This is a genomic window from Phocaeicola barnesiae DSM 18169 = JCM 13652 (genome assembly GCF_000374585.1).
GTDB lineage: Bacteria > Bacteroidota > Bacteroidia > Bacteroidales > Bacteroidaceae > Phocaeicola > Phocaeicola barnesiae.
Genome location: NZ_KB894643.1, coordinates 470,466 through 486,640, shown reverse-complemented (window position 1 = coordinate 486,640; position 16,175 = coordinate 470,466). Strand labels below are relative to the sequence as shown.

Here is a 16,175-nt window from a genome sequence, read left to right as displayed (position 1 = left end):
TTATGAAACATCTGATTATTTTGGGGGACGGTATGGCCGACTGGAAAGTACCGTCTTTGGGAAACAAGACTTTGCTGCAATACGCACATACACCTTATATGGACAAGCTGGCCAGCCTGGGACGTACCGGTATGCTCAAGACCGTGGCCGACGGCTTCCATCCGGGAAGCGAGGTGGCCAACATGTCCGTCATGGGATATGACCTGCCGAAAGTATACGAGGGGCGGGGAGTACTGGAAGCCGCCAGCATCGGTGTCGACCTGGAACCGGGTGACATGGCTATGCGTTGTAACATCATCTGTGTGGAAGGAGAGACGCTGAAGAACCACTCGGCCGGTCACATCACGACCGAAGAAGCCGATGTGCTGATCAAGTTCCTGGACGAAAAGCTGGGGAACGACCGGATTCATTTCTATACCGGTGTCCAGTACCGCCACCTGTTGGTGATAAAGGGAGGCGACAAGCGCGTGGCCTGTGTCCCTCCGCACGACATCCCGTTGCAACCCTTCCGGCCGAACCTGGTGAAACCGCTCTGTCCGGAGGCACAGGAAACGGCCGACCTGTTGAACGGTCTGATTCTGAAATCACAGGAATTGCTGGCCGGTCACCCGTTGAACCTGAAGCGGATGGCCGAAGGAAAAGACCCTGCCAACAGCATCTGGCCGTGGAGCCCGGGGTATCGTCCGAAGATGGAGCCGCTTTCACAGAAGTATCCGGCTATCCGGAAAGGCTCGGTCATTACGGCGGTCGACCTGATTCGAGGTATCGGACGCTACGCGGGCTTGCGTTGCATCGATGTAGAAGGAGCTACCGGCCTGTATACGACCAACTATGAAGGAAAGGCGCAGGCGGCCATCGATGCCTTGAAGACCGACGATTTCGTATACCTCCACATCGAGGCAAGCGACGAGGCCGGCCATGAAGGCGATGTAGACCTGAAGCTGAAGACCATCGAATACCTGGACGGCCGGGCACTGAGACCCATTTATGAAGCCGTGAAGGACTGGGAGGAACCGGTGGCCATCGCTGTCCTGCCGGACCATCCGACACCTTGCGAGCTACGTACACATACCAATACTCCCGTGCCGTTCCTGATCTATTATCCTGGCATTGTTCCGGATTCCGTACAGACATACGACGAGGAATCCTGCCAACAGGGCGCTTACGGCATGATGGAGAAGGATGAGTTTATGAACCTGTTTATGAATCTTTAAGTTGACGAATATGAAATACTATAGCACAAACAAACGGGCTTCCGACGCTACGCTGGAGGAAGCCGTAGTGAAAGGTCTGGCGGCTGACAAGGGCCTTTACATGCCTTATCAGATAAAGCCGCTCCCCCAGTCTTTTTACGATGAGATAGAACATCTTTCCTTCCAGGAAATCGCTTACCGGGTGGCGGATGCCTTCTTCGGCGAAGACGTGCCTGCCGATACCCTGAAGCAGATTGTATACGACACGTTGAGCTTCGATGTCCCTGCCGTAAAGGTGAAGGAAAACATCTATTCACTGGAGCTGTTCCACGGACCGACCCTGGCCTTCAAGGATGTAGGCGGACGTTTCATGGCCCGTCTGTTGGGGTATTTCATCCGCAAGGAAGGAAAGAAGCAGGTGAATGTGCTGGTGGCTACTTCGGGCGATACGGGTAGTGCCGTAGCCAACGGTTTCCTGGGTGTGGAAGGTATCCATGTATATGTCCTGTATCCGAAAGGAAAGGTGAGCGAGATTCAGGAAAAGCAGTTCACTACATTGGGACGGAACATCACCGCCATCGAAGTGGACGGCACGTTCGATGATTGCCAGGCGCTGGTGAAGAACGCCTTCATGGACGAGGAGTTGAACGCCCACATGCAATTGACTTCGGCCAACTCCATCAATGTGGCCCGTTTCCTGCCGCAGGCTTTCTACTATTTCTATGCATACGCCCAGATGAAGCGCCGGAACCTGGCCGATAACCTGGTGGTTTGTGTACCGAGCGGTAACTTCGGTAACATTACGGCCGGCCTGTTCGGCAAACGGATGGGATTGCCGGTGAAGCGTTTTATCGCGGCCAATAACCGGAACGATATCTTCTACCAGTACCTGAAGACCGGCCAGTATAATCCGCGTCCTTCCATCGCTACCATCGCGAATGCCATGGATGTGGGCGACCCGAGCAACTTCGCCCGTGTGCTCGATTTGTACGGGGGCAGCCATGACGCCATTGCCGCTGAAATCAGCGGAGCCACCTATACCGATGAACAGATCCGCGAAACGGTCCGTCAGGTATACGATGAAACCGGTTACCTGCTCGACCCGCACGGTGCCTGCGGCTACCGGGCTTTGGCCGAAGGACTGGCTCCGGACGAAGTCGGTGTATTCCTGGAAACTGCCCATCCGGCCAAGTTCCTCCAGACGGTGGAAGGCATCATCGGCCGTAAGGTGGAAATACCCGAAAAGCTTCAGGCTTTCATGCGCGGAACCAAGCAGAGTATTCCGATGAGCAAGGATTTTGCATCGTTCAAGGAATATCTGATGAATGAATAAGTGACGAAGAATAATGGGGCCTGGAAGAATTGTCCGGGTCCATTTACCGAAAAACACCGGTTCCTGGTTGGAGCCGGTGTTTCTTTATTCTTTGGGGAATGTCCTGACGGAAAGGTAATCCGTCGGAACGGGAATTGTCAGGGAAGCTGCAATTTCAATTTGACAAACTGCTTGATGAAGTCGATTGTTCCTTCGATGCCCAATACCGATGAGTCGATGCACAAGTGATACGTGGCGGCGGCTCCCCAGGTCTTGTAGCTGTAGTAGTTGTAATAGGTGGAGCGTTTCTTGTCGGCTTTCTCCATCAGCTCTTCCGCTTTCTCGGCGGTGATGTGATGCAGGCGCATCAGGCGTTCGATACGGGCCTCGGGGGAAGCGGAAACAAAGACGTTGCAGCACCGGGGATGGTCGCGCAGGATATAGTCGGCGCACCGTCCTACGAAGAGGCAGGACTGTTGTTCGGCCAGCTGGCGGATGACATCGCTCTGTATCTTGAACAACGAGTCGTTGCTCAGGTAAGAATTATATGGGTAGGCACCTTCCGTAATGAACGGGAAACGCGAGCCGAAGAGACCGCCCAGCAGGCTCTGGGAAGCTTTCTCGTCCGCCTTTTCAAAAAATTCCTTGCAGAGGCCGCTTTCTTTGGAGGCCAGGTTGATGAGTTCCTTGTCGTAGAAAGCGATTCCTAATTCTTTTGCCAGTTTTTCACCGATTTCTTTTCCGCCGCTTCCTAACTGGCGGCCAAGATTGATTACATAGTGCTCGTTCATATCGTTGTCCTTTGTTACTCCTTGACAAATATACAATTTTTTTATATTGTTCCCAGTTGTAGGAACTTTTTTCTGCCGAATTTATTGCTTATCGATAGTCAGGCCCTGTTCGATGGCATGACGCTTGAAGGTCTGGAACTGCTTGTAGAGCATGATGGCCGCAATGATGCTGGCCGCCGCGTCGGAGATAGGCATGCTGAGCCATACTCCTTTGGCATCCCAGAGCATCGGAAGGATGATCAGGCAAGGAATCAGAATCAGTACTTGGCGGCTCAGTGACAGGATGATGGCCTTCCGTGCCATTCCGATACTCTGGAAGAAGTTCGAGGTGACCATCTGGAAACCGATGATGGGGAAGAACATCACGACAATCCGAAGTCCCTGGGCGGAGATGTTGATCAGGGTTTCATCGTTGGTGAAGGCGGAAACGGCCAGTTTGGGCATGAGCTCGCCGACCAGGAATCCGGTGGTGGTGATGAGGGTGGCCGCGATGACCGTCAGTTTCATGACCTGGTTCACCCGGTGGTATTGCTTGGCTCCGAAGTTGTATCCGGCGATGGGTTGCATGCCTTGGTTCAAGCCCATGACAATCATGACGAAAAGGAAAGAGATACGGTTCACGATACCGAAGGCACCGATGGCCAAATCGCCGTCATACAGCTTCAATCCCTTGTTGATGAGGATGACAATGAAGCAGGACGCTACGTTCATGAAGAAAGGGGCCAGACCGATGCCGATGATGTTTTCCACCAGGACCCGTTTCAGCCGGTAAATACCCCGATGCAGATGAAGTACTTCTTTCTTGTTGCAGAATATCTTGAACAACCAGATGAGCGACAGAATCTGTGCCAGGATGGTAGCGATGGCAGCTCCTCGGATTCCCCAACCGAATCCGTAGATGAAGATGGGGTCGAGTATCGTATTGATGACTACCGTGAAGATAGTGGCCAGCATGGCTTTTTGCGGATGTCCGGCCGAACGGAGTACTGAGTTGAGTCCGAGATACATGTGGGTGACTACGTTGCCCAACAAGATTGTAACCATGTAGTCGCGGGCGTATGGAAGAGTTGCTTCGCTGGCACCGAAGAAATACAAGATAGGGTCGAGAAAGGCCAGTGTGATGATGGTAAACACGATACCGATGAGAAAGTTCAGTGAAACTACGTTGCCTAGAATCTTGTGAGCGGTATCGTAATCCTTTTGTCCCAGCTTGACTGAAATCAGTGTGGACGCGCCTACACCTACCAACGAACCGAAAGCGGCTGCCAGGTTCATCAGCGGGAAAGTGACGGCCAGTCCGGAGATAGCCAACGGTCCTACGCCGTGACCGATAAAGATACTGTCTACCATGTTATAAAGGGAAGAGGCCGTCATGGCGATGATGGCCGGAACCGCGTATTGTGTCAGTAGTTTTCCGATACGTTCAGTCCCTAGTTCGTTGATTTTTCCATTTTGCGACATAAAACTCTTTTTATTGCTAAGTGGTTGATATAAAAAACTCTCTAATTTAGTCGCCGCAAAGGTACGGAAAATACGGTAAAATTGGGGAAAGGTAATGTAAAACTTGTCAAAAATGTATATATTTTTTTAGAACTAGTCGATGTGAAAAGATGAAAACAATTTGCTCTGATAAAATTTTCAGAACATCTTCGGAATAGCCTGATATAGAAACAGGTCTATTTATCTTTCTTCAGATAAATAGACCTGTCTTAAGTTATAGAAAAGCCTTAATCGATTGTACAACCATCTTTGGTGATATTCAGTGTACTACTTTTTACTGTTTTCCCGTTACTGGTTTTTAGATGGAAAGTAATATGCAGAGTTCCTGCAAATCCTGTTACACCTTCAGAGAACTCGTATTGCATGGCCTTTACAGCTTTGTCAAAATAGTAGATAGCTTCATCTTTAGTTAATTTCTCCCAACCTATATCTGATAAAGTTGTATTCAGTTCTGATTCGATCAGATTAATTTCTTGAGAATCCAGTCCCCCTCCAGAAACTTCAACTTCGATGTAATAATCGTTTAAAGCCTGGTCATCCACTTCGTCATCATCATTACTACAACTTGCCATACATAATGTTACAATTAACATTGCTAACCATAACGGTAAATACTTAACTGCTTTCATAGTGCTATAATTTAATTTAAAGTTTAAATGTCTATGATTTATCGGGATAGATAACCTGAAAGGTTATCAGGCACATTACATATACTAATCTATTTAAAACAAAAATACCTAAAAAAGTATTAATAATTATACAATATATATGCATCATGGATTATTCGGGTCTGATACGGGGATATTAGTATGAAAAACGAGTATAAGTGGATTAAATAAATTCGGTTACTAGGGAAACGTCAAAATCTATTTTTATAATGATAAACTTTTATCAGAGATTTGTCTTGTTCATTGTAATGAATAGGGATAGACGAAACAGAACGGTATACTTAGGTAAGTTTAGAATATGGGAAATAAACAAAAGAATCTTATCAGACATCCGATTGGAGAATGATAAGATTCCTTTAGTATAGATGAAAGTAATCAATCAGCCGATTTTCATGAAGATTAAGCTTTTCTTCCTTTGGAGTTTTCTGATTAAATTCATAGTTATGACAAGTTTTCTGATACTTAGATATGGTATCAGAAGATGCTCCAGGCCACGGTCAGACCGGCCATGACGATGGCCACCATGCTCATCAGTTTGATGAGGATGTTCAGGCTCGGGCCGGAGGTGTCTTTGAACGGGTCGCCCACGGTATCGCCTACAACGGTCGCCTTGTGTACGTCACTTCCTTTTCCGCCGAAGTTGCCTTCTTCCACGTACTTCTTGGCATTGTCCCACGCTCCGCCGGAGTTGGCCATGAAGATAGCCAGCACGAAACCGCTACTCAGGCCACCTATCAGCAATCCCAATACACCGGGTACACCGAAGACGATGCCGGTCAGGATAGGAGCGATGATGGCGATGAGCGAAGGTACCACCATCTCACGTTGGGCACCCTTGGTGGAGATGGCTACGCAACGGGCGTAATCGGGTTCCGTTTCGCCGGTCAGGATTCCCTTGATTTCGCGGAACTGGCGGCGTACCTCGTCTACCATGTGGGCGGCGGCACGTCCTACGGCATTCATGGTCAGACCGCAGAACAGGAAGGCCATCATGGAGCCGATGAACATGCCCGACAAGACCTTCGGATTCATCAGCGTAACGTCATAGTAGTGCATGAAATCGAAGAACGTCGCGTCCTGCAAGGGGACGGAGGTCCCGCCTACCGTGATTTCGGTCGTGCCGATGCGGGTGAGACCGATACGGATTTCTTCGATGTATGAAGCCAGCAACGCCAAACCGGTCAGGGCGGCCGAGCCGATGGCGAATCCCTTGCCGGTAGCGGCGGTGGTATTTCCCAAGGAATCGAGGGCATCGGTACGTTTACGCACTTCGGCACCCAGGCCCGACATCTCGGCATTACCGCCGGCGTTGTCGGCTATCGGACCGTAAGCGTCGGTGGCAAGAGTGATACCCAGGGTAGAAAGCATACCTACCGCCGCGATGCCGATGCCGTAAAGGCCGAGGCCTACGTTACTGAAATCGAAGCCCGAGGCAAACAGGTAAGATGCGATGATACCTACTACCACGGCAATGACCGGGATGGCGGTGGAAAGCATTCCCAGACCGATACCGGAAATGATGACGGTGGCCGGACCGGTCTTTCCGCTTTCACTCAGCTTTTGGGTGGGCCTGTAGGATTGGGAGGTGTAATATTCCGTGGAACGTCCGATGACGATACCCACCAGCAGACCGACGACAACCGAGCAGGAAATCCACATCCAGTTATCCAGCTTCAATAGCCAGAGAATGAAGAAGGTAGCCACGACAATCAGTACCGAGCTGAGGTTGGTCCCGAAGCCCAGGGCTCCGAGCAAATCTTTCATGGTGGCGTTCTCCTTGGTACGTACGGCAAAGATTCCGATGATGGAGAGCAGGATACCTACGGCCGCAATCAGCATCGGGGCAATCACCGCCTTGTATTGCATGAGGGTATCACCGCTATGGATAAAAGCGGCGGCTCCGAGGGCGGCGGTGGCCAGGATGGAACCGCAATAGCTTTCGTACAGGTCGGCACCCATACCGGCTACATCGCCTACGTTATCGCCTACATTGTCGGCGATGGTGGCAGGGTTGCGCGGGTCGTCTTCCGGAATACCGGCTTCTACCTTACCTACCAGGTCGGCTCCTACATCGGCGGCTTTCGTATAGATACCTCCACCGACACGGGCGAACAGGGCTTGCGTAGAGGCACCCATACCGAAGGTCAGCATGGTCGTGGTGATGACGCAGAGTTTGTGGGTCGGGGTCAGTGTGTCCGCCGGAATCACGGCATTCAGCAACAGGTACCAGAAGGAAATGTCGAGCAATCCGAGTCCGACCACTACCAGTCCCATGACCGCTCCGCTACGGAAAGCGATGCGCAGACCGCTGTTCAACGAGGCGCGTGCGGCATTGGCGGTACGTGCAGAAGCATAGGTAGCGGTCTTCATGCCCAGGAATCCGGAAAGTCCGGAGAAGAATCCGCCGGTCAGGAAGGCTACCGGTACCCAATGGTTCTGTACATCGAAGCCGTAGGCCATGATGGAGAACAGGATTACCAGTCCGAGGAAGACCATCCCGACGATTTTGTATTGTTGTTTCAGGTAAGACATGGCGCCTTTGCGTACGGCGGCGGCAATCTTCATCATTTGAGGAGTTCCTTCGCTCTCTTTCATCATCTGGCGGTGGAAGTGCCAGGCAAAACCGAGGGCCAGGATAGAAGCGACGGGTATAACCCAGAATAGCAATTGGTCCATAGCGTGTATAAATTTAAGGTTTGGTTTTAGAATTGTTCCGGCTGACAGGGTTTGGATACTGGTCCGGGCGGATTCCCGGCAGGCTGCTGATGGGGTTCCGCCCGGAAATAAGGTTTGCTGGGCGCGTCACTTGCGTCCGGCCGTAAAGAATTTCCAGACCAGTGCGCTACAGGCGGCTCCCAGGAACGGAGCGACAATGAACAACCACAGCTGTGAAAGGGCTTGTCCGCCTTCTACCAGTGCCGGGCCGATGCTACGGGCCGGATTGACGGAAGTGCCTGTAATGGGGATGCAGACGATGTGAATCAGGACCAGTGTCAGACCGATGGCGAGTCCTGCCAGGTTTCCGGCACCGCCCTTTTCGTCGGTGGCCCCCAGAACTACCAGGACGAAGATGAAGGTGAAGACGGCTTCGGCAATGAAGGCCTGGGCGGTTTCTCCCATGTCGAAGGTATTCGACCCTGTGGTGGTAGGACCGTCAAATCCGCCCGTCGAAACCAGTAGGGCGAGGATGAATGAGCCTAGCAAGGCACCTATCACCTGGAAAAGCATGTACATCGAGGCATCCTTGTTGCTCATCCGTCCCGACATCCACACCCCCAGGGTGATGGCCGGGTTGATGTGGCATCCCGAAATGCTTCCAATAGTATAGGCCATGGCCACAACGGATAGTCCGAAAGCCAAGGCAACTCCCAGGGTTCCTACTCCGGCGCCTACCGTTCCGGCCATGCTTCCGGCAAATACGGCGCTACCGCATCCCATCAAGACAAGCACCATGGTGCCTATCATTTCTGCCAAATACTTTCTCATACGCTTCGATATTTAGAGTTAGACAATCAGCTGTAGGAAAAGATGTCTCTAAAATACGAAAATTCTTCGGAAAACGGGTGGCGCAGGGAGGTTTTAACATTTGCTTTGCCGGTCGCGAAGTCTTCTTGGTCCTTGGGGATAGAGGGGTGTTTCCCCGCTTTTTTCGAACGTGGAGACGTGTCCGTCAAAACAAACGTTCGTTTCAGGCAAGATGTCCGTTCGTCTTGAGTAAAACGTCCGTTCGTCTTGCACCAGATGTCCGTTCGTTTTCCGTTCGGTTCCAATCATCGGTGGCCTGTCACGTGATTCGGCTGAAATTCGGTATCGTAACGTCTTTTATCGGCCGAAAAATCGTATCTTTGCACCCGCTTAATCATTGTGAAAAGAAGAAACATGTGTAGAAAGATTGTGCTGTTGCTCGGTATGCTGGCCTGTACGTTGCTGGTTCCGGCTCAGGAGAGTTACAAATTCAGGGTACAACTGACTGATAAGAACCCTACCGTTTATTCATTGGACCGCCCGGAGGAATTCCTGTCCGAAAAGGCTTTGCAAAGACGTGAAAGACAAGGATTGGGTGTCGATTCTACCGACTTGCCGGTCTGCAAGGAATACATTGCCCGCCTGGTACAGTTGGGAGGAAAACTGGTAACATCCAGTAAATGGAACAATACCGTAGTGATGGGAGTGCCCAGCGAAGGAATAGCTCAGTCGTTTCTGGACCTGCCTTTTGTGCGTGCCGTCAAGCGGGTATGGGTTTCGCCCGATACGGTTTTTCCGCGTACGGAAAACCGGAAGAAAGAGGTGAAGAACGAGTGGAAGAAAATGGACGATTATTACGGTGTCAGCGCACAGCAGGTGAAAATCCATCACGGCGATAGCCTGCATCAGGCGGGATTCCGTGGTCAAGGGATGGAGATAGCCGTCATCGACGCCGGTTTCTACAATGCCGATGTCATCAAATATTTCAAGTCGGTTGCGGTGCGTGGAATCCGTGACTTTGTAAATCCGGAATCGGATATCTACGGAGAACATTATCACGGCTTGAAGGTGCTCTCCTGTATGGCGGCCAATGCCCCTCATGTGATGGTCGGTACGGCTCCCGAGACGGCTTACTGGCTCTTGCGGAGCGAGGACAACGATACAGAGCAGCCGGTGGAGGAAGATTACTGGGCGGCCGCCATCGAGTTTGCCGATAGTGTGGGCGTCGATGTGGTCAATACGTCGTTGGGATATTATGAATTCGATGACCCGCTTTGCAACTATACTTACCGGGATTTGGACGGAAAGACTTCGCTGATGTCGGCGTCGGCTTCGCGTGCGGCAGACAAAGGTATCCTGGTGGTCTGCAGTGCCGGAAACTCAGGTATTGACCGCTGGAAGAAGATTACTCCGCCTGCCGATGCCTTCAATGTGCTGACGGTGGGAGCGGTCGACCAGTTCGGGCTGAATGCCGATTTTTCTTCGGTAGGAAATACGACGGACGGCCGGGTGAAGCCGGATATCATGGCCGTGGGGGTACGTTCCAGCGTGTCTGGTGAGGACGGGAATGTATCGTATGCCAACGGAACTTCGTTCGCTTCGCCTACGTTCTGCGGATTGGTCACCTGTTTGTGGCAGGCCTGTCCGTGGCTGACCGTGAAGCAATTGATTGATGTGGTCCGCCGTTCGGGCGATCGGGCCGATTATCCGGATAATGTCTACGGATATGGTATTCCGGACGTCTGGAAGGCCTATAAGCTGGCACTGGCACTCAAACCTGAAGCAGATGGAAACCAATAACCGTTCCCTGTCGCTGGTAGAACTGAATGCGTTGGTGCGCCGGAGCATCCGTACTTGTCTGCCCGATGAGTATTGGGTACAGGCCGAACTGAGCGATGTGCGCAGCAACTATTCGGGACATTGCTACCTGGAATTCGTACAGAAGGATACCAAAAGCAATGCCTTGGTGGCCAAGGCGCGGGGAATCATCTGGAGCAATGTGTATCAGTTGCTGAAACCTTATTTCGAACGTGAAACCGGACAGGCTTTCGTCTCAGGCATCAAGGTGCTGGTAAAAGTTACCGTCGATTTTCATGAACTCTACGGGTATTCCTTGACGGTAGTCGATATCGACCCTTCGTATACCTTGGGGGATATGGTGCGACGGCGGAAAGAGATTCTCCGCCGGTTGGAGGCCGACGGTATCCTGACGATGAACAAGGAGCTGGAACTTCCGGAGTTGCTTCAACGTATCGCCGTCATTTCTTCGGCTACGGCCGCCGGTTACGGCGATTTCTGTAACCAGTTGGCACACAATGCTTTCGGATTTGTCTTCTATCCGAAACTTTTTCCGGCGGTGATGCAGGGAGATCAGGTGGAGATATCCATCATCGCTGCCCTTGACAAGATTTATGCCTCCGGTATCGACTGGGATGCGGTAGTCATCATCCGTGGGGGAGGGGCTACTTCCGACCTCTCGGGATTTGATACTTACGACCTGGCCGCTCATTGTGCCCAGTTCCCTCTTCCGATAATTACCGGTATCGGTCATGAACGGGATGATACGGTTCTCGATTTGATATCGCATACCCGGGTGAAGACTCCTACGGCGGCTGCCGAGTTCCTGATAAATCATCAGCGGCAGACGGCGGAGCATCTGGAAGCGTTGGCCCTGTTCTTTGCGGAAAGTCTGCCCGACCGGATTCGCCGGGAGAAAGAACGGTTGGAACGATGTGTGTCGCGCATTCCTTCGCAGGTTCAGATGAGGCTTCAACGTGAAACCTTCAGGCAGGAACGTTTGGGCAAGCGGATGGAAATGGCCTGGCAGACCCGTCTGGTACGTGAACAGTACCGGCTACAGGTAGAGCAACGGCTGATGTCGGCGGCCGGGAGAAGGTTGGAACAGGAACAGCATCGGTTACAACTGCTGGAACAACGTGTACAGGCGGCTTCGCCCGAAGTGCTGTTGAAGCGGGGGTACAGCCTTACGCTGAAAGACGGGAAGGCGGTGACCGACATCGCCCAGCTACAGGCGGGGGATGAAGTGGAGACCCGGCTGGCAAAGGGGACCTTCCGAAGTAAAGTATTATAATTAAAGGTAAGAATAAAGAATATGGCAGCAACCAAAGAAACCTATTCCGAGGCCATGAAACGCCTGGAAGCGATCGTATCACGGATTGAAAGTAATGAGCTCGACATCGACCAGTTGGGAAGTCAGCTTCAGGAAGCGCAGAAACTCATCAAGTTCTGCCGGGAGAAACTTTATAAGGCCGATGAGGAAATCAAGAAGATACTGGAGGAGGGTAAGACTCCGGAAGAAAAATAAATCTGCAACAAAAGTATGGGCTCTCCGTATAATTATCGGAAAAAATAAGCGTTAAAATTTGATTTTGTAAATTAAAGCAGTACTTTTGCCCTTGTAATACTAGGAAATAAACATAACACAATACAATATGAAAGAAATTGATTGGTCTAATCTGTCATTCGGCTATATGCGGACAGATTACAATGTACGTTGTTATTATCGGGATGGAAAATGGGGTGAAATGGAATTATGCTCAGAAGAAACCCTGAATATCCACATGGCAGCTACTTGTCTGCATTACGGACAGGAAGCTTTCGAAGGTTTGAAGGCTTACCGTGGCAAGGACGGTAAAATCCGTATCTTCCGTCTGGAAGCCAACGCAGAACGTCTGCAAAGTACTTGTGACGGTATCTTGATGCCGAAATTCCCTACAGAATTGTTCCGTGAAGCAGTTACTAAGGTAGTGAAGGCCAATGAACGCTTCATTCCTCCCTACGAAAGCGGTGCATCGCTGTATATCCGTCCGTTGTTGATCGGTACAGGCGCACAGGTAGGTGTACATCCGGCCAACGAATATTTGTTCGTAGTCTTTGTAACACCGGTAGGTCCTTATTTCAAGGGTGGTTTCGCTACCAATCCGTATGTCATCATCCGCCAGTTTGACCGTGCGGCTCCGCTGGGAACCGGTACTTATAAGGTAGGTGGAAACTATGCTGCCAGTCTGCGTGCCAACAAGATGGCTCACGATGCTGGTTATGCCAGTGAATTCTACCTGGATGCCAAAGAGAAGAAATACATCGACGAATGTGGCGCTGCCAACTTCTTCGGTATCAAGAACAATACATACATCACACCGTTGTCTACTTCTATCTTGCCATCCATCACCAACAAGAGCCTGATGCAGTTGGCCGAAGATATGGGTATGAAGGTAGAACGTCGTCCGATTCCGGAAGAGGAACTGGCTACGTTCGAAGAAGCCGGTGCTTGCGGTACTGCTGCCGTAATCAGTCCGATTGAACGGATTGACGATTTGGAAAACCACAAATCGTATGTTATTGCCAAGGATGGTAAACCGGGTCCGATCAGCGAAAAGCTGTATAACAAATTGCGTGCTATCCAGTATGGTGACGAGGCTGACCCGTACGGCTGGGTTACTGTGCTTGATTGATAAGACTGAAATGGAAAGATTGTAAGTGGATTTATATACACTTACAATCTTTTTTGTATTGGAACATAAGTATCTGTTGGGAAACAGTAGACGACTTTTTCCGTTCATTCTGAAGAATGTGAATTTCTTTTATTATATTGTTAACCTTAAATCTGTAACTTATGGGAAATAAAATCACGGTCGGCGGAGTCCTGACTGAAGGGCTTAGCATTGGTTTGAAAAATGTAGTATCTCTCCTTGTAGCTACCTTATTGTGGCTGGTGACCATCTGGATTCCTTATTTGAATGTGGGCACTACCATTGCCATGACGGTTATTCCGGTAGAACTGAGTAAAGGAAAGGTTATCTCTCCTACATTTATTTTTGATGGTAAATATCGTCAGTATATGGGTGAATATTTCACGCTGATAGGGTTGATGTCCATGTCTATTATTCCAGCATTACTCTTTATGGTTGTTCCCGGACTTATCATTGCTCTGGGCTGGAGTTTGGCTTTCTATCTGTTGCTTGACAAAGGACTTGCTCCGGGTGAAGCTCTTGTACAAAGTAATAAGGCGACTTACGGATATAAATGGACCATCTTTGGTGTGAACTTCATCATCATGCTGGCCTTTTACATCTTGAGTTTTATTTTTGCTTTGATTCCGTTTATCGGTGCGTTGTTGATGCTGGTTGCTGTATTGGCTATTGTTGTCGTTTCTTTGGGATGTTCAGCTGTTATCTATCGTAACCTGACTGCAGATGAACAACAGGCAGATGCAATAGAGTAAGGTATCAAAATATTAATTTCTGAAGGCTTCTCTCGTTCTGTTTATTGGAACGGGAGAAGTTTTCTTTTGCCTGTTCCGTAAAAAACAGCTAACTTTGCCGCCACGTAGTAATCCATAAAAACAAGCATGGGAAAAGGAAAGTTAGCGAAATTTGCAGATATGGCGGAATACCCGCACGTGTTCGAATATCCGTATTCGGTAGTAGACGATGTACCGTTCGACATGAAGGGACGTTGGAAACAGGATTTTTTTGGAAATGATAATCCGATTGTGCTGGAGTTGGGATGCGGACGGGGTGAATATACGGTAGGATTGGGCCGTCGTTATACCGACAAGAATTTCATCGGAGTAGACATCAAAGGGGCCCGTATGTGGACCGGTGCAACCGAAGCCTTGAACGAAGGGCTGAAGAATGTTGCGTTCCTGCGTACGAACATCGAAATCATTGACCGTTTCTTCGCACCGGGCGAAGTGGACGAAATCTGGCTGACTTTCTCGGACCCGCAGATGAAGAAGGCGACGAAGCGGTTGACTTCAACCTATTTCATGAACCGTTACCGGAAGTTCCTGGTGCCCGACGGGCTGATTCATCTGAAGACGGACAGTAACTTCATGTTTACCTATACGAAAAGTATGGTGGAAGCCAATCATCTGCCGGTAGAATTCATGACGGACGACCTGTATCATTCGGGCATGGACGATGATATCTTGAGTATCCGTACTTATTACGAGCAGCAGTGGTTGGACCGTGGACTGAACATCAAATACCTGAAGTTCCGTTTGCCGCAGGAAGGTGAACTGGTGGAGCCCGACGTGGAAATCGAACTCGATGATTACCGGAGTTATAACCGCAGCAAACGGAGCGGACTGAAAACAAGCAAATAAATCAAACGATTGTTGATATGACATTATATCCGAAATTGATTCTTGACGCACTGGCAACCGTGCGTTATCCGGGAAACGGAAAGAATCTGGTAGAAGCCGAAATGATTGCCGACAACCTTCGTATCGATGGTATGAAGGTAAGTTTCTCCATCATCTTTGAAAAGCCGACCGACCCGTTCATGAAATCGGTCATCCGTGCGGCAGAAACAGCTATCCATACGTATGTTTCGAAAGAGGTGGAAGTGACGATTGCTACGGAAAGCCGTCAGGCTGCACGTCCGGAGCCTGGAAAATTGTTGCCGCAGGTAAAGAATGTGATTGCCGTATCCTCCGGTAAGGGTGGGGTAGGTAAATCGACGATAGCCGCCAATCTGGCTGTAGCCTTGGCGAAGCTGGGCTACAAGGTTGGTTTGCTGGATGCCGATATTTTCGGTCCGTCTGTTCCGAAAATGTTCCAGGTGGAAGATGCCCGTCCGTATGCCGAAGAAGTGGAGGGTCGTGACTTGATTGTTCCGATTGAAAAATATGGCATCGAACTGTTGTCTATCGGTTTCTTTGTTGACCCGGACCAGGCTACCTTGTGGCGTGGCGGTATGGCCAGCAATGCTTTGAAACAGCTGGTAGGTGATGCCAAATGGGGTGAACTGGATTATTTCATCCTTGATACTCCTCCGGGAACCAGCGACATTCACTTGACGCTGCTGCAGACATTGGCCATTACCGGGGCGGTGATTGTCAGTACGCCACAGGAAGTTGCGCTGGCTGATGCACGGAAAGGTATCAACATGTATATGAACGATAAGGTGAATGTGCCTATCCTGGGATTGGTAGAGAACATGTCTTGGTTTACACCGGCCGAATTGCCGGAGAACAAGTATTACCTGTTCGGAAAAGAGGGTACCAAACGTCTGGCAGAGGAGTTGAATGTACCGTTGTTGGGTCAGATTCCTATTGTGCAGAGTATTTGTGAAAACGGTGATAAGGGTACGCCGGCCGCACTTGATGAAAACAGCCTGACTGGTATGGCCTTTATCGAGCTGGCACGCAACGTAGTGGCACAGACCGAGAAACGGAATGCGGAACTGGCTCCTACAGAGATTGTCCATACCCATAAATAAA

General features: G+C 50.2%; 14 protein-coding genes. 9 read left to right on the top strand and 5 right to left on the bottom strand.

The annotated features are described in order from the left end of the window. The first annotated feature begins 2 nt into the window (after positions 1 to 2). Both C510_RS0102005 and thrC read left to right on the top strand, forming a co-directional pair. Positions 3 to 1,214, top strand: coding sequence for a cofactor-independent phosphoglycerate mutase (locus C510_RS0102005; RefSeq protein ID WP_026320069.1), 1,212 nt, complete (start codon positions 3 to 5; stop codon positions 1,212 to 1,214). 10 nt (positions 1,215 to 1,224) lie between these two features. Further along, positions 1,225 to 2,526 carry a threonine synthase gene (gene thrC / locus C510_RS0102000; RefSeq protein ID WP_025892091.1) on the top strand — a complete coding sequence of 434 codons (1,302 nt, stop codon included), beginning with the start codon at positions 1,225 to 1,227 and terminating at the stop codon, positions 2,524 to 2,526. Positions 2,527 to 2,663: 137 nt separating this feature from the next. Here thrC and C510_RS0101995 read toward each other — a convergent pair whose 3' ends face one another. The 5 genes from C510_RS0101995 to C510_RS0101975 form a co-directional block, all read right to left on the bottom strand. Further along, entirely contained in the window at positions 2,664 to 3,296 is a 633-nt protein-coding gene (locus tag C510_RS0101995; RefSeq protein ID WP_022340412.1) for a cytidylate kinase-like family protein, read from the bottom strand. An 81-nt stretch (positions 3,297 to 3,377) separates the two neighbouring features. Beyond that, positions 3,378 to 4,757, bottom strand: a complete 1,380-nt coding sequence (locus C510_RS0101990; protein WP_018709666.1) for an MATE family efflux transporter — start codon at positions 4,755 to 4,757, stop codon at positions 3,378 to 3,380. 266 nt (positions 4,758 to 5,023) lie between these two features. Continuing rightward, on the bottom strand, positions 5,024 to 5,425 hold the full coding sequence (locus C510_RS0101985) for a hypothetical protein (RefSeq protein ID WP_018709665.1): 402 nt from the start codon (positions 5,423 to 5,425) through the stop codon (positions 5,024 to 5,026). A gap of 513 nt (positions 5,426 to 5,938) precedes the next feature. Further along, on the bottom strand, positions 5,939 to 8,140 hold the full coding sequence (locus tag C510_RS0101980; RefSeq protein ID WP_018709664.1) for a sodium-translocating pyrophosphatase: 2,202 nt from the start codon (positions 8,138 to 8,140) through the stop codon (positions 5,939 to 5,941). A 126-nt stretch (positions 8,141 to 8,266) separates the two neighbouring features. Beyond that, complete coding sequence (locus C510_RS0101975; protein WP_018709663.1) at positions 8,267 to 8,950, bottom strand: MIP family channel protein; 684 nt, start codon at positions 8,948 to 8,950, stop codon at positions 8,267 to 8,269. Between the two features lie 393 nt (positions 8,951 to 9,343). Here C510_RS0101975 and C510_RS0101970 point away from each other — a divergent pair, with 393 nt between their 5' ends. The 7 genes from C510_RS0101970 (at position 9,344) to C510_RS0101940 (ending at position 16,174) form a co-directional block, all read left to right on the top strand. After that, entirely contained in the window at positions 9,344 to 10,729 is a 1,386-nt protein-coding gene (locus C510_RS0101970; protein WP_018709662.1) for a S8 family peptidase, read from the top strand. Then, on the top strand, positions 10,716 to 12,020 hold the full coding sequence (gene xseA, locus C510_RS0101965; RefSeq protein WP_018709661.1) for an exodeoxyribonuclease VII large subunit: 1,305 nt from the start codon (positions 10,716 to 10,718) through the stop codon (positions 12,018 to 12,020). Before C510_RS0101970 ends, xseA begins: the two co-directional genes overlap by 14 nt. A gap of 21 nt (positions 12,021 to 12,041) precedes the next feature. Continuing rightward, entirely contained in the window at positions 12,042 to 12,254 is a 213-nt protein-coding gene (xseB, locus tag C510_RS0101960; RefSeq protein WP_018709660.1) for an exodeoxyribonuclease VII small subunit, read from the top strand. 127 nt (positions 12,255 to 12,381) lie between these two features. Further along, positions 12,382 to 13,401 carry a branched-chain amino acid aminotransferase gene (locus tag C510_RS0101955; RefSeq protein WP_018709659.1) on the top strand — a complete coding sequence of 340 codons (1,020 nt, stop codon included), beginning with the start codon at positions 12,382 to 12,384 and terminating at the stop codon, positions 13,399 to 13,401. 161 nt (positions 13,402 to 13,562) lie between these two features. Next, positions 13,563 to 14,171, top strand: coding sequence for a hypothetical protein (locus C510_RS0101950; protein ID WP_025892093.1), 609 nt, complete (start codon positions 13,563 to 13,565; stop codon positions 14,169 to 14,171). A 126-nt stretch (positions 14,172 to 14,297) separates the two neighbouring features. After that, positions 14,298 to 15,056, top strand: coding sequence for a tRNA (guanosine(46)-N7)-methyltransferase TrmB (gene trmB / locus C510_RS0101945; RefSeq protein ID WP_018709657.1), 759 nt, complete (start codon positions 14,298 to 14,300; stop codon positions 15,054 to 15,056). 17 nt (positions 15,057 to 15,073) lie between these two features. Beyond that, positions 15,074 to 16,174: an Mrp/NBP35 family ATP-binding protein gene (locus C510_RS0101940; protein WP_018709656.1), complete on the top strand. Its 1,101-nt coding sequence runs from the start codon at positions 15,074 to 15,076 to the stop codon at positions 16,172 to 16,174. Position 16,175: the final 1 nt, after the last annotated feature.

Bases quoted from the DNA above. Each gene is read 5' to 3' on its own strand.
- C510_RS0102005 (WP_026320069.1), top strand. From the start codon at position 3: ATGAAACATCTGATTATTTTGGGGGACGGTATGGCCGACTGGAAAGTA.
- C510_RS0101990 (WP_018709666.1), bottom strand. From the start codon at position 4,757: ATGTCGCAAAATGGAAAAATCAACGAACTAGGGACTGAACGTATCGGA.
- xseA (WP_018709661.1), top strand. From the start codon at position 10,716: ATGGAAACCAATAACCGTTCCCTGTCGCTGGTAGAACTGAATGCGTTG.
- C510_RS0101995 (WP_022340412.1), bottom strand. From the start codon at position 3,296: ATGAACGAGCACTATGTAATCAATCTTGGCCGCCAGTTAGGAAGCGGC.
- thrC (WP_025892091.1), top strand. From the start codon at position 1,225: ATGAAATACTATAGCACAAACAAACGGGCTTCCGACGCTACGCTGGAG.
- C510_RS0101940 (WP_018709656.1), top strand. From the start codon at position 15,074: ATGACATTATATCCGAAATTGATTCTTGACGCACTGGCAACCGTGCGT.
- C510_RS0101975 (WP_018709663.1), bottom strand. From the start codon at position 8,950: ATGAGAAAGTATTTGGCAGAAATGATAGGCACCATGGTGCTTGTCTTG.
- C510_RS0101950 (WP_025892093.1), top strand. From the start codon at position 13,563: ATGGGAAATAAAATCACGGTCGGCGGAGTCCTGACTGAAGGGCTTAGC.
- C510_RS0101980 (WP_018709664.1), bottom strand. From the start codon at position 8,140: ATGGACCAATTGCTATTCTGGGTTATACCCGTCGCTTCTATCCTGGCC.
- xseB (WP_018709660.1), top strand. From the start codon at position 12,042: ATGGCAGCAACCAAAGAAACCTATTCCGAGGCCATGAAACGCCTGGAA.
- C510_RS0101985 (WP_018709665.1), bottom strand. From the start codon at position 5,425: ATGAAAGCAGTTAAGTATTTACCGTTATGGTTAGCAATGTTAATTGTA.
- C510_RS0101955 (WP_018709659.1), top strand. From the start codon at position 12,382: ATGAAAGAAATTGATTGGTCTAATCTGTCATTCGGCTATATGCGGACA.
- C510_RS0101970 (WP_018709662.1), top strand. From the start codon at position 9,344: ATGTGTAGAAAGATTGTGCTGTTGCTCGGTATGCTGGCCTGTACGTTG.
- trmB (WP_018709657.1), top strand. From the start codon at position 14,298: ATGGGAAAAGGAAAGTTAGCGAAATTTGCAGATATGGCGGAATACCCG.